Below are 13396 nucleotides of genomic sequence, written 5' to 3' on the forward strand. Positions count from 1 at the left end.
AACCGATTATTTTTATTCTAAATGAAAAACCTCTTCTAAAGGAATACTAATTGGAGAATTATCCGGATTGGTTTCCATAATATCTGCCATATAATCCCACCATTTTTTCACAATTTCAGAAGCTCCTAAATCCTGAGAACCAGAACCTTCAGAAACGATTTGATGAGCAAACAGAATATTGGTGTCTTTATCCCAATAGATCGTATAATCCGATACTCCTGAATTTTTCAGTAATACTTTTAATTCCGGCCATATTTCACGGTGTCTTTTTTCATATTCCTTTTCGCAGCCGGGCTTTAGAAACATTTTGAAGGATACTCTTTTTTTCATTATTTGTTTTGAATGTATTTTTTTGAATACCAAAACTAACCATCATTTTCAAAACAACCAAATTTAATTAGTGAGCAATTATATTTTATTCAACTTTTTTGAGGTATTTTCTTTATTTTCGAAAAAACGAACAGCATCTTTAATAGCCTTCTCAATGGGTTGATATTCTATTCCAAATTCATCAATTGACTTTTGATTAGAATAAAAATTGTCTATTCTTAATGCTTTCATATTTACAGAGCTTAAATTGGTTTTAATTTTAAAGCATCTTAAAACATCTCCTATAAAACCCAAAGTCTTTAAAATAAAATCCGGAATCGGAATCATTACCGAGTTTTGATGGGTTATTTTATTTACCTTTTGAAAGAAATCTTTATACTTCAGATTTTCATGCGTTAAAATATATTTTTCGCCGTTTTTTCCTTTTTCAATTGCTTTTACAATTCCATTGGCAACGTCTTCTACATGAACCAAACTTTTTCCACCTTTCGGGTAAAATAACAGCTTTTTCTTCCAGACCCAAAAGATAATTTTCCCGGAAACTCGGCTTGTAATCGTAAGCTCCGATCATGAAAGTCGGATTTAAAATGATGACTTCTGTTGTTTCATTATTTTTTAACAGAAAATTTTCTGCTTCCTGTTTGCTCTTAGCATAAAAAGAATGGGTAAAAGGATATTTCTGTTGACTATTTTCGTTTCCTAAATCTTCCAAATCACCAAAACCCAACGTATTTGCAGAGCTTATAAACAAGAATTTGTGAACCTTTGCCTCTACAGATTGAGAAAATAACCGGATGGTTGCATCATAATTTATTCGCTCATAATCCTTGTAAAAAAGTAGATTTTGTTGGGTTTCCGCCGCAATATGAATGACGTAATCAACCTCTTTCAAATGCTTTGAAATATCAGAAAACAAATCACCTTCGATCAGTTTAAGGTTTTCATTTTCTTTACCCAAATAACCGCTTTTCTGGCGCACCAAAGCAATAATAAAATAACCATCTTCTAATAATTTTATAACAACATTTGCTCCTAAAAGTCCAGTAATTCCGGTAACAAAAACTTTTTTCATGCTTCGATTTCTTTTTTAATTGCGCTTGTCATTAATGGGAGCTTAATCCAGATTGGCAATATTTTCATAATAATCCAGCTTACAGGATTTACAACGATTACAGAATCTTTTTTAAAGAGCTGCTTAATACAATAATCCGCAACTTTAGTAGGATCAAGAAGGGTCAATTTTCCTAAAAACCCTTGTTTCTCTATTCTTTTGCTTACATCAGGATTGGTTTTCATCGCACCCGGATTGACAACGCTTACAAAAACATTGGTATCTTTCAATTCTTCATGCAAACCTCTTGAAAACGAATGCACAAAGGTTTTGGAAGCCGGATAAACCGTTTTGAAACCGATCGGAGAAAATGCAGTCATACTCGACACATTTAAAATATACGCTTGAGGCTGTTTCAGTAAATTGGGCAATAATTGATGAGTAATTAAAGAAGTCGCCATTACATTCACCTGAAGAATCGTATTGATATAATTAGGACTTGCATCTAAAAATTTTCTCGTTCCGCCTAATCCTGCATTATTAATTAAAATATGAATATCAAATGATTTATTTAACCATTCTGTCAGATTTAAGACATTTTCATTAACGGAAAGATCAACTTCATAGTAATGCGTTTTTACATTAAATTTTTCTGAAATCTCTTCACTCAATTCTTTTAAATATTGATTGGGAAGACTCACGAGAATAATATTGATTTTCTTTTGGGCAAGACTTTCGGCAAACGCTTTTCCTAATCCCTGACTCGCTCCTGTCACAACTGCGTATGATTCTTTGATATTCATAACAAAACTTTCTGGAGCAAAAGTATCTTCAAAAAGTCCTTTTTATGTTCCAAATTATCTGAGTGAACCTATTTTTAAGTAAAAATTTAAAATTCATTAACAATTGTAAATCAATTACTTAAATCAAAAATAAAGTTAAAATTTATAAATCTGAACTGTTTTTGAATTCGGAAGGAGTTTGATTCGTGAATTTTTTAAAGGTAGTATTAAAAGAGGTCTTTGAATTGAATCCGGATTCATAGGCGATTCCAAGAATTGAAAGTTTGTGATTATCCTTCAATAATTTTTTAGCATAATCAATCCTGAATTCATTGACATACTGGAAAAAGTTTTTCTGAAAACCAGTATTGATTACGTACGACAAATGATGTGTGGAAACGGAAAGCATTTCGGAAAGCTTAATCAAATTAAGTTCGCTGTCGAGATATGGTTTTTGGGTTTCCATGACTTCTTCCAACTGCATTTTAATCTTTACTAATTCTTCGTCAGAAATAAGTTTACGTTTAATTTCTTCTGTTTTAGAATCATCCATGGAAATTAATTCTTCACGCTGTTTTTCTTCTACCGGATAAATTTCTTTTTGCTTTAAAGAATTATAAGCCACGAAATAAATTACCGATAAAAAGATGGTATTAATGAAAACATTTAATGATTTGGCATTAAAAGACAGATTATAAATCGCAAAAACGATACTTACGATGAAAATAATAAGAATGATATATTCAAGCCAGTTCAGATTAATTTCTTCCGTATTCGAAGAGAATTGCTGAATTTTCTTCTGATGTTTCCTGATCGTAAAATACGAAAGTCCGCTGTAAAATAAAGCCTGAAAGAGAATTAGACTTATAGTAACATATTGAAAAGTATGAAAACCCAATTCAACACAAATGAGACTTAGTAAAAATATTACGGGAAGAAACCAGATATTTAAGGTCGTAGATTTTAAACTTAAAAACCGGATTTGTATAAAATAAAACGCTGAAATAAAATACAATGGGCGTTAAAAACTGAATGAAGCGTCCCAAAAACAGCACGTGAATTTCGATCGTCGTATCCGTGATTAAAAAAAGAACTTCATCAAGCCAGAAAGTCGACCATAAAAAGAGAAATATCCCGAACCAGAAATTAGCTTTTTTATTGACTTTTAAAGGATTTGCCAGCTTCAGTAAAGACAGCAAAACCAATGAACCATAAATAAGTACAACGATAAAATTGTTTAACTCTGATGCGTTCATTGGTTTTGATATTTTAGTTAAAGATAAACTTTTACCCTATTCTTTTCCTTACAAAAATCTCATAGCTCAAATAAATCAATGGGAGAGCCATAATTCCTAGATAGAGTATATTGTGCATTGCAAGTTCAGGAAATATTAAAACTGAATATATAAGTCCGAAAAAAGCACCTCCTAAATGTGCTGCATGACCTGTATTATCATTACTTCTTGGGTTTAGCATGCTATAAACTGAATACGCAAAATAAAGCAGTCCAAAAATATATCCAGGAATACTCAACTGAGGGGGTAAAAATATAATCCCGATCTTTGTAAGTACAGGATTCAAAGAAACACTCGCAAAAATAATTCCAGCAACACCTCCACTAGCTCCGATAGCTGAATACCAACTCTGATTTTTATATATTAATAATGACAATAGATTTCCAACAATAATTGATCCTATATAAATTGCTAAAAATCCAGGAATTCCAAAAGCGCCTAATATTGCCGGACCAAACGAATAAAGAACATACATATTCAACACCAAGTGCATAATATCCGCATGAAGAAAACCGGCAGAAAGTAAACGAATGTATTCTTTTCTGTTCAGAATCGCTCCAACGCTGAACTTATATTTTTCAAAATTACTGCTTCCATTGGGTGCTACAAAGCTTATGATGGCAGTAATTGCTATAATTACTATTAAAATATTCATTTGTTTTTTATTTAATTTTTTGAATGAAGAGTTCTTTAGAATCTCCATTTTCTGAAGGAATCATTTCACTTTTGATGTAAAATTTTCCGTCTTTGCTATACAAAAAGTAGTCCAAATCAATTCCTGTATCTTCACCTTCAGAAATAATCTCGGGCAAAAATTTAATCGTATTATTTGTATTGTCTGCTTTTCCAAAACTTCCGTAAACATGGTGCATTCCTTCCTTTACGGTATCATTTGGCTTTTCATACCAAAGATAGAAATCTCCGTCTGTGGGAGAATCGAGGATCAGTTTTGCTTTAAGTTTCGTTCCGTCATTTTCTCCGGCATAATCGATATAATCTAAAAAGTACTCTCCTTTCCATTTTCCGAAATCTTTTTCATTAACTTCATCATAATCCAAATCAGATTTCACGCTTTCCGAATCAACAGATGCTTCTTCAACTTGAGGTATTTCAGTAGAATCAACAGGGGTTGTGTTCGCTGAAACTACTGTTGTTTCCTTTTTAACTTCCTTCTTTTTACAGGAAAAACTTATTGCGGAAATTAAAATAATCGGAAATAATATTTTTTTCAATGTGTATATTTTAATTATGCTTCATTATTCTCATCATCACTTTGAAACAAATCTCCTATCGTTCCGCCATCATCATCGCCTTCAATACGTTCCTGTTCTTCATACACTTCAGGCTCTTCTTCTTCCGGCTCAGGAATGGTGATATTAATTGATTTTACTTTGAATTTAGTGAACTGATTCCCAATAGCTTTGATCCCTTTTACCATGATGAATTCATCAATATTTATGGTTTCAGGATCGCGGTCTTTACCTTTGTCTTTAGCAAAAATAATTTCGGCAGTTGCACCATTTGAAACAAGTATATTTTCAATAAATGATTTTGAATGTTCAGATGGCATGAAAGTCTGTATATTCGTGTTATTTTCGAATAAGAACCTCTTAATGAAGTAGATATCTTTTTCGCCATCAAAATAAATACAGGTTACAGGCTGATTCGGTCGCCATTTTTCAAGCACCAAATATTCATCATCAAAACGGTTTCCAAGATCAAAAGACACCAGTTTTGCTTCTCCGTTGGTATTGATTGTCAGTATTTTATCATCACCTTTGAAACTTCCCAGCAAAGTTCCTCTTGCATCTGCATTTAATCTTCTTACCGTATCATCAAACCAGATTTTTCTCGGTGCCAAAGTAGAAACTCCTTCTTCTTTAAGGTCTACTTTTTTAATCGAATATTTTGTGACCAAATTTCCCTTAGAATCACGACCTTTTATCGCTAATTCTGAGAAATCGATATCCATTTTATTTTTTCTGATTCTTGGATTCGGTTTTAAAAGAACACTTACTGTTTCCGCTTCACCATTTGGATTTGCCGAAAAATAAAGCGTTTCCGAACCTTTTTTATCTGAAGCCAAAGGATAATCTGTATTTCTTGTGACTCCTGTTACAGAAAAACGTTTCATATAATAAGGTCCGTCGCGACCTTCACGATAGATCATGTTGTAAACCGTTCTCTTATCGTTTTTCTTGAAAATGGCAACGTGCAAAATATCTTTTCCGATAAAGGTTTTGGCTTCTACTTTCACCACTTTCATGCTTCCGTCTTTCCTGAAAGTAATGATGTCGTCGATGTCTGAACAATCGAATAAATACTGATCTTTTTTCAGGGAAGTTCCTATGAAACCTTCTTCAAAATTGGCATAGAATTTCTCATTCGCAACCGCCACTTTTGTAGCATCGATCGTATCAAAAATTCTAAGTTCAGTCTTTCTCTGTCTGTCTTTTCCGTATTTTTTCTGAATATTTAAATAATAATCAATCGCATACTGAATAAGATTCGCCAAATGATGTTTTACCAGCTCTATTTTACCTTCCAGCGCGGCAATATTTTCTTTAAATTTATCTAAATCGAACCTTGAAATTCTCTTGATTCTGATTTCTGTTAATTTTAAAATATCTTCTTCGGTTACCGCTCTTAAAAGATGTTTCGTATGAGGTTTTAACCCTTCATCGATTGTTTTTATAACATCTTCCCAGGTTTCCACTTCTTCAATATCGTGGTAGATTCTGTTTTCAATAAAAATCCTTTCCAATGAAGAAAAATGCCAGCTTTCCTGTAACTCATGAAGTTCTATTTCAAGTTCTTTTTTAAGCAAAGAAACCGTATGTTCTGTATTTCTTCTTAAAATTTCAGAAACATTCAGGAACATTGGTTTATCACCAACAATTACACAGGCATTCGGAGAAATCGTAACCTGACAATCGGTGAAAGCATACAGTGCATCGATCGTTTTATCAGGCGAAGAATCATTAGGAAGATGAATCAGAATTTCTACTTTATCTGATGTATTATCTTCAATTTTTTTGATCTTAATCTTCCCTTTTTCATTGGCTTTCAACACAGAATCAATCAAATCTCCTGTATTTTTGGAAAAAGGTAACTCCGTGATCATCAAAGTATGCTTGTCGACCTGAACTATTCTTGCTCTGGCTCTTACTTTTCCACCTCGGTGACCGTCGTTATATTCTGAAACATCTAAAAATCCTGCCGTTAAAAAATCCGGGAAAAGCTCAAATCTTTTACCTTTAAGGTGAGCGACAGAAGCATTAATTAATTCATTAAAGTTATGAGGAAGAATTTTTGTGGAAAGACCAACCCCGATTCCTTCAACTCCCTGAGCCAAAAGCAACGGAAATTTTACGGGTAAATCAATAGGTTCGTTATTTCTGCCGTCATAAGATTTTGCCCAATCGGTAGTTTTCGGGTTGAAAACCACTTCCAGCGCAAAAGGTGTCAATCTTGCTTCAATATATCTCGCCGCCGCCGCAGAATCTCCTGTGTAGATATTTCCCCAGTTTCCCTGAGTATCAATCAACAGCTCTCTCTGCCCGATTCCTACCATTGCATCCGTTATGGAAGCATCACCGTGAGGGTGATATTTCATGGTATTTCCTACGATATTGGCAACTTTATTATAACGTCCGTCTTCCAGCTCTCGCATGGAATGCATAATTCTTCTTTGAACAGGTTTAAAACCATCAAAAACCGAGGGAATCGCCCTGTCTAAAATTACATAAGAAGCATAATCCAGAAACCAGTCTTTGTACAGTCCGGAAACTTTTTTTAAGCTCTCACCATCATTATGCGAGTGTTCTTCTGTCATCATTTATATATTAACTCTTTTTCTCGTTATTAGCTTTAACTACTTTATTTAAGGAGAATTTTAAATCATTAATTTCTTTTCTTGTCAAATATGAAACTTCATATTTCAACATTGTTGAACCACCATTTTTGCTTGAGATCGTCACATAGAGTCTTTTTATAAAGAAAATATCAATGATCTCAAATTTTAATAGTTTGTACTTTGGAAATTCATCACTTAATGCCTTATGCAAAAAAGGAATGATATCCCTATTTCTGAAATGAAGCGCTTCTCCGTCGCTATCGTATTCAAAAATCTGTCTTCCAGTCAGGTAAAAAAGCACTATTAAAATAATTGGAATCGCAATTAATAGTAAACTTTCCTTTCCTAAAATATCAAATCTGTATTCTTCCAACAGATAAGCTCCCACTCCGCCTATCAAAAACATGATCAGCAGTGTATTTACGAAGCTGTAAACCGAGGTCTTATTACGGTTACTAAGTCTCATAACTATATTAGTTTTTTATGGTTGTGCGTGGCTTGTATGCGTTTTTTTATCTATAATTTTAATTAATTTTCATCTATAATTTCACTCAATATTTCTTTTTTATTAATGTCTGGATCTTCTACGACAAGATTTTCAAGGATAAAAACCTGTCTGTCCGGAGTGTTTTTCCCCATATAAAACTCCAATAACTGCTCAATTGTCTGATCTTTGCCTATCACTACAGGCTCCAGACGAATATCTTTTCCGATAAAATGTTTAAATTCATCAGGAGAAATTTCACCTAATCCTTTAAATCGGGTGATCTCAGGATTTTTCCCTAATTCATTCAATGCTTTTACTCTTTCTGCTTCCGAATAACAATATCTTGTTTCCTTTTTATTTCTAACCCTAAATAATGGTGTCTGAAGAATATAAAGGTGATTATTCTTAATTAAATCCGGGAAAAACTGCAAAAAGAACGTGATCATCAACAGACGAATGTGCATCCCGTCGACATCGGCATCGGTTGCGATAATTACCTGATTGTATCTAAGATCTTCTAAACTTTCTTCAATATTTAATGCAGCCTGAAGAAGATTAAATTCTTCATTTTCGTACACTACTTTTTTCGTTAATCCGTAACAGTTCAACGGCTTACCTTTTAGCGAAAATACAGCTTGCGTTTCAACATCTCTGGATTTTGTGATCGATCCGGATGCAGAATCTCCCTCAGTGATGAAGATCTGGGTTTCCCCTTTTCTTTCGTTTTTCTGATCGTTGTAATGCTGTCTGCAGTCGCGAAGTTTTTTGTTGTGAAGAGACACTTTTTTTGCTCTTTCTCTTGCCAGTTTCTGGATTCCGGAAAGTTCTTTTCTTTCTCTTTCAGAAATTAATATTTTTCTTTGAATCGCTTCTGCAATTTCCGGATTTTGATGTAAGAAATTATCTAATTTACTTTTTAAACAGTCGATAATAAAAGTTCTTACCGTCGGTCCGTTTGGTCCCATATCGTTTGAACCTAATTTAGTCTTTGTCTGAGACTCAAAAACAGGTTCTTCAACATTAATGGAAATCGCAGCAACAATAGATTTTCTTACATCTGAAGCATCAAAAGTTTTATTAAAAAACTCTCGAATCGTTTTTACATACGCTTCACGGAAAGCATTCAGATGCGTTCCTCCCTGCGTTGTATTTTGTCCGTTTACGAATGAAAAATAGGTTTCTGTCTGAGATTTATCGGTATGCGTAATCGCAACTTCTATATCATTATCTCTCAGGTGAATGATAGGATATAATGTTTCATTTTCCAGCTCTTCATCCAACAAATCTTTAAGACCGTTTTCAGAAAAGAAAGTTTCACCGTTAAAAAAGATTTTCAACCCCGGATTCAGGTAAGAATAGTTACGAAGCATTCTTTCGATGTATTCTTTTCTGTATTTAAAGTGAAGGAAAATATCACCATCCGGAATAAAAGAAATTTCGGTTCCGTTTCTGTCTGAAGTATCCTTTTCTTCATGATCTTCAGTGATCAATCCACGGGAAAACTCAGCAATCTTCATTCTTCCTTCACGGAAAGATCGTACCCGGAAATACTCCGAAAGCGCGTTTACGGCTTTTGTACCGACCCCATTCAGACCGACTGATTTTTTGAAGGCTTTACTGTCGTACTTACCTCCGGTGTTCATTTTGGAAACGGCATCCACCACTTTTCCAAGCGGAATTCCACGACCAAAGTCACGAATAGTAACTTTACCGTCGTCGACTTTTATTTCAATTCTTTTGCCCGATTTCATTCTGAACTCATCGATGGAGTTGTCTAGAATCTCTTTAAGCAAAATATAAATACCATCATCAGCAGACGAACCGTCTCCGAGCTTCCCGATATACATTCCGGGGCGCAAACGGATGTGTTCCTGCCAATCGAGGGTTCTGATATTATCTTCGGAATAGATTGGGTTTATTTCTTGTGACATACGTAATTTCAGCAAACGTACAAAAGTACGAATTTGGAAAAAATTATCCGAATTTTTTAATTCATTTTTTATCGATATTTATCTATATTTTTTGGATAGTTCTCAACGAAATTCTGTATTTACATTATTCAATCGTAAGTGAAAAACAAAATTGTTGTATTTTTCCTTATTAATTAGATAAAAATTCACTTGATATTTAACCTTTAATACCAAAAAAAGGATTCGATAAGATTAAAACCAACTCTCGATAAAACCAAACTAAGACCATGAAAAATAAATTACATGCCTGCATCATTGATGACCAGGATGACGAAGAATCTATCTCCCTACTCCTGAGAAATAAATTCCCTGAGTTTGAAATCGATTTTTAAACCTACGGCATTCCGTACGCTTCCGATTATCTCAGTCAACATTCTCCGGATCTTTTATTTGTCGATATTCAACTGGTGGATGAAACGGCGGTGAAAATTTTATCAAAAATCAGTTTAAATAATTAAAATTTATCGCCTTAATCTCATATTTTTTAGCCTTTAACTTGAAAAAATAAATTAAATTCGGTGTAAGTAAAAAATTCGCTTTAATGATACAACTTCCTTTATCAAAACTTTCCAATGTGGGAACTACTATTTTCAGTCAGATGACGCAGCTTGCCAATGAAAATGAAGCCATTAATCTTTCACAGGGGTTTCCCGATTTTATGCCGGATTCTGAACTGTTGGATCTGGTTGACAATTTCATCAAAAAAGGCTTTAATCAATATGCTCCGATGGGAGGAATGATTGGTTTAAAGGAAGAAATTGCTAAAAAAATTGAAAATTCTCATCAGGCGATTTATCATCCCGATTCTGAAATTACGGTTACTGCGGGAGGAACTCAGGCTATTTTTACAACGATTGCCACTTTTGTAAAAAAAGACGATGAAGTCATTATTTTTGAACCTGCATACGATTGCTATGAACCGACGATAGAACTTTTCGGAGGAATTGTAAAGCGTTTTGAAATGAAAGCTCCAAACTATGAAATTGACTGGAATGTCGTGAAAAATCTAGTAAGCGAGAAAACTAAAATGATCATCCTCAACAATCCGAACAATCCTTCAGGAAAGATTTTAAAGGAAAATGATATTCAGGAATTGATTAAAATTGTAGAAGGAACTTCCATTCTTATTTTAAGTGATGAAGTCTATGAAAATATTGTTTTTGATGGAAAACAGCACTTAAGCATCTGTAAATATCCTGAATTAAAGGAAAGAAGTTTATTGGTTGCCTCTTTCGGAAAGCTTTTCCATGTTACAGGCTGGAAAATAGGATATTGTGCCGCGCCAAAAATTCTGACGGACGAATTCAGAAAAATACATCAGTTCAACGTTTTCTCCGTAAACACGCCGATTCAGCTTGCTTTGGCAGAATACATGAAAAATCCGGATCATTATAACTATTTAAACCAGTTTTTTCAGGAAAAAAGAGATTTTTTAAGACAAGGTTTAGCCAATACTCCTTTTGAATTGCTGGATTGTGAAGGAACTTATTTTCAGGCTTTGAAATATAATAAAATTTCCGATAAAAGCGATTTTGATTTTGCCAGTGAACTGACTATTACTCACAAAGTGGCAAGCGTTCCGTTTTCTTCTTTTTATAAAAATAAACTGAATGAAAATGTCATCCGTTTGTGTTTTGCAAAAAAACAGGAAACGTTGGAAAGGGCGCTTGAGAATTTGTCGAAACTTTAATATTTAAATTTTCTCGCAGATTGAGCAGATAACGCAGATTTTTCTTTAATTATCTGCTCAATTTATGAGAAAAAAGATAGCTTCAATGAAACTATCTTAATTTATCAGGATCTATAAAAACATTCCGCCCGAAACTTCTATTCTCTGTCCGTTGATCCATCTTGCATCTTCGGTACATAAAAACGCGACAACTCCACCAATATCGTCCGGAACTCCTACTCTTCCCAAAGCTGTAGCACCCGCAATCATATCATTTACTGCCTTTGTATCTCTTACAACTCCTCCGCCAAAATCCGTTTCAATCGCACCCGGAGCAACTACATTAACTTTGATTTTTCTTGAACCCAATTCTTTTGCCATATATTTCGTCAACATTTCAATTCCTGCTTTGATAGAACCATAAATGGCATATCCCGGAGTCGCAAATCTTGCCAATCCTGAAGAAATATTTACAATTCCTCCATCTTCATTAATGAACGGTAAAAATTTCTGAGTTAAGAAAAATACTCCTTTAAAATGTATATCCACAACATCATCCAACTGCTCTTCCGTTACTTCTGTAATCGATGAATGTAAAGATGTTCCGGCGTTGTTGATTAAATAATCGATATTTCGGCTTCCTGTATTTTCTTCCAAATGATCTCCAACTTGCTTTACAAAAGCATCAAAACTTTTAAGATCTTTCGTGTCTAATTGATAAGCAATCGCTTTTCTTCCCAAAGCCTGGATTTCTTCAATTACTTTTTCAGCTTCTTCCTTATTACTTCTGTACGTGATGATAACATCAAGACCTTTTTGAGCGATTTTAATAGCAGAATTTCTTCCTAATCCACGACTTCCGCCAGTTACTAATGCGATTTTTGTTCTTGTTTCCATTTTTTTAATTCTTTTTTGATTCTTTTTGATGGGACAAAGTTCAGACAATTTCAGGTTGATGTGTTTGCTTCAATCAAACTGAAATTTGCAAAATTCAAATCACGAACGAAATTCTAAAGGTGCCAATGAAGTTTTCTTTTTAAAGAAGTTGGAGAAATGAGCAATTTCTTCAAATCCTAAAGCATAAGCGATTTCCGAGACATTCCATTTTGTTTGCTTTAATAATATTTTGGCTTCCTGAATCACTCTTTCTGCAATGATTTCGGTCGTGGTTTTTCCTGTGCTGTCTTTCAATTTTTTATTTAAATAATTCACATGAACCGCCAATCTGTCTGCATAATCTTTTGCTGTCTTCAGCTGTAATCTCTGATCCGAAGATTCAATAGGAAACTGTCTCTCCAACAACTCAATAAACAGTGAAACCACCCGTAAAGAAGCATCATTGGAAGTAGATAATTTTGAAGCCGGCTGCAGCTTTTGTCCGTAATGAATCAGTTCCAGCACATAATTTCTGATCAGATCATATTTAAAAATATAATCAGAACTAATTTCCTTTTTTATCTTGCTAAACAACTGTTCTATTTCGTTCGCCAATTCATCATCAATCTCAAATAAAGGAATATTTCCCGGCTGGAAAATCGGTAAATCTTCAAGTGTGCTGTGAGATTTATCTTTAATAAAAAAATCTTCGGTGAAAACACAGAAACTCCCCGACTGATCCTGATCTTCCGGAATCCAATGATACGGAACTTTGGGTGTCGCAAACAGCAAAGCATTTTGTTTTATCTGAATAATCTTATCTGCATATTCTGCCCTGTTCTTTCCTCTTATCAAACTTATTTTGTAATATTTCCTCCTGTTATAAGGCATTTCGGCAGTGGCTCTTGCCCTCTCAATAGTTTGGGCAATATCAAAAACATTAAAATGACCAATATCTTTATGAAGACCCTTTGGAAAGATGCTTTCAAGGTCTGTTCCGAGCTTTTCGCTCATTTCCTGATAGAAATCTTCGAGTGAAGTACGAACGATTTTTTCCATGATGTATTGTTTGCGAAAATC

The 13396-nt window shown here is 34.0% G+C and carries 14 protein-coding genes; 1 reads left to right on the top strand and 13 read right to left on the bottom strand.

Annotated features, from left to right (window positions below; all coding sequences use genetic code 11):
* Nucleotides 1-12: 12 nt before the first annotated feature.
* The 11 genes from rhaM to J3D55_RS14865 form a co-directional block, all read right to left on the bottom strand.
* Nucleotides 13-330 carry an L-rhamnose mutarotase gene (rhaM, locus tag J3D55_RS14815; protein ID WP_259132274.1) on the bottom strand — a complete coding sequence of 106 codons (318 nt, stop codon included), beginning with the start codon at nucleotides 328-330 and terminating at the stop codon, nucleotides 13-15.
* A gap of 78 nt (nucleotides 331-408) precedes the next feature.
* Nucleotides 409-804, bottom strand: coding sequence for a Rossmann-fold NAD(P)-binding domain-containing protein (locus tag J3D55_RS14820; protein ID WP_259132275.1), 396 nt, complete (start codon nucleotides 802-804; stop codon nucleotides 409-411).
* Nucleotides 758-1402 (bottom strand): NAD-dependent epimerase/dehydratase family protein, encoded by a 645-nt coding sequence (locus J3D55_RS14825; RefSeq protein ID WP_259132276.1) that lies wholly within the window; start codon nucleotides 1400-1402, stop codon nucleotides 758-760. The genes J3D55_RS14820 and J3D55_RS14825 overlap by 47 nt, the downstream gene beginning before the upstream one ends.
* Nucleotides 1399-2184: an SDR family NAD(P)-dependent oxidoreductase gene (locus J3D55_RS14830; RefSeq protein ID WP_259132277.1), complete on the bottom strand. Its 786-nt coding sequence runs from the start codon at nucleotides 2182-2184 to the stop codon at nucleotides 1399-1401. Before J3D55_RS14830 ends, J3D55_RS14825 begins: the two co-directional genes overlap by 4 nt.
* Nucleotides 2185-2326: 142 nt before the next feature.
* Nucleotides 2327-3061, bottom strand: coding sequence for a helix-turn-helix domain-containing protein (locus J3D55_RS14835; protein ID WP_259132278.1), 735 nt, complete (start codon nucleotides 3059-3061; stop codon nucleotides 2327-2329).
* Nucleotide 3062: 1 nt separating this feature from the next.
* Nucleotides 3063-3419, bottom strand: coding sequence for a hypothetical protein (locus J3D55_RS14840; protein ID WP_259132279.1), 357 nt, complete (start codon nucleotides 3417-3419; stop codon nucleotides 3063-3065).
* Between the two features lie 31 nt (nucleotides 3420-3450).
* Nucleotides 3451-4113 carry a rhomboid family intramembrane serine protease gene (locus tag J3D55_RS14845; protein ID WP_259132280.1) on the bottom strand — a complete coding sequence of 221 codons (663 nt, stop codon included), beginning with the start codon at nucleotides 4111-4113 and terminating at the stop codon, nucleotides 3451-3453.
* A 7-nt stretch (nucleotides 4114-4120) separates the two neighbouring features.
* Nucleotides 4121-4690, bottom strand: a complete 570-nt coding sequence (locus tag J3D55_RS14850; RefSeq protein ID WP_259132281.1) for a hypothetical protein — start codon at nucleotides 4688-4690, stop codon at nucleotides 4121-4123.
* A gap of 14 nt (nucleotides 4691-4704) precedes the next feature.
* Complete coding sequence (locus tag J3D55_RS14855; protein WP_374759497.1) at nucleotides 4705-7296, bottom strand: DNA gyrase/topoisomerase IV subunit A; 2592 nt, start codon at nucleotides 7294-7296, stop codon at nucleotides 4705-4707.
* A 7-nt stretch (nucleotides 7297-7303) separates the two neighbouring features.
* A complete protein-coding gene (locus J3D55_RS14860) occupies nucleotides 7304-7780 on the bottom strand; it encodes a hypothetical protein (protein WP_259132282.1) in 477 nt (158 codons plus the stop codon).
* A 62-nt stretch (nucleotides 7781-7842) separates the two neighbouring features.
* Complete coding sequence (locus tag J3D55_RS14865; protein WP_259132283.1) at nucleotides 7843-9732, bottom strand: DNA topoisomerase IV subunit B; 1890 nt, start codon at nucleotides 9730-9732, stop codon at nucleotides 7843-7845.
* A 580-nt stretch (nucleotides 9733-10312) separates the two neighbouring features.
* On the opposite strand from J3D55_RS14865, the gene J3D55_RS14870 reads away from it, so the two are divergent.
* On the top strand, nucleotides 10313-11461 hold the full coding sequence (locus J3D55_RS14870; protein WP_259132284.1) for a methionine aminotransferase: 1149 nt from the start codon (nucleotides 10313-10315) through the stop codon (nucleotides 11459-11461).
* Between the two features lie 111 nt (nucleotides 11462-11572).
* Here the strand turns inward: J3D55_RS14870 and J3D55_RS14875 are convergent, their stop codons facing one another.
* Together J3D55_RS14875 and J3D55_RS14880 are read right to left on the bottom strand one after the other, a co-directional pair.
* Entirely contained in the window at nucleotides 11573-12337 is a 765-nt protein-coding gene (locus tag J3D55_RS14875) for an SDR family NAD(P)-dependent oxidoreductase (protein ID WP_259132285.1), read from the bottom strand.
* Between the two features lie 99 nt (nucleotides 12338-12436).
* Entirely contained in the window at nucleotides 12437-13375 is a 939-nt protein-coding gene (locus J3D55_RS14880) for a helix-turn-helix domain-containing protein (protein WP_259132286.1), read from the bottom strand.
* Nucleotides 13376-13396 lie beyond the last annotated feature (21 nt).

It is taken from the genome of Chryseobacterium ginsenosidimutans, assembly GCF_024807225.1.
Classification (GTDB): Bacteria; Bacteroidota; Bacteroidia; order Flavobacteriales; family Weeksellaceae; genus Chryseobacterium; species Chryseobacterium ginsenosidimutans.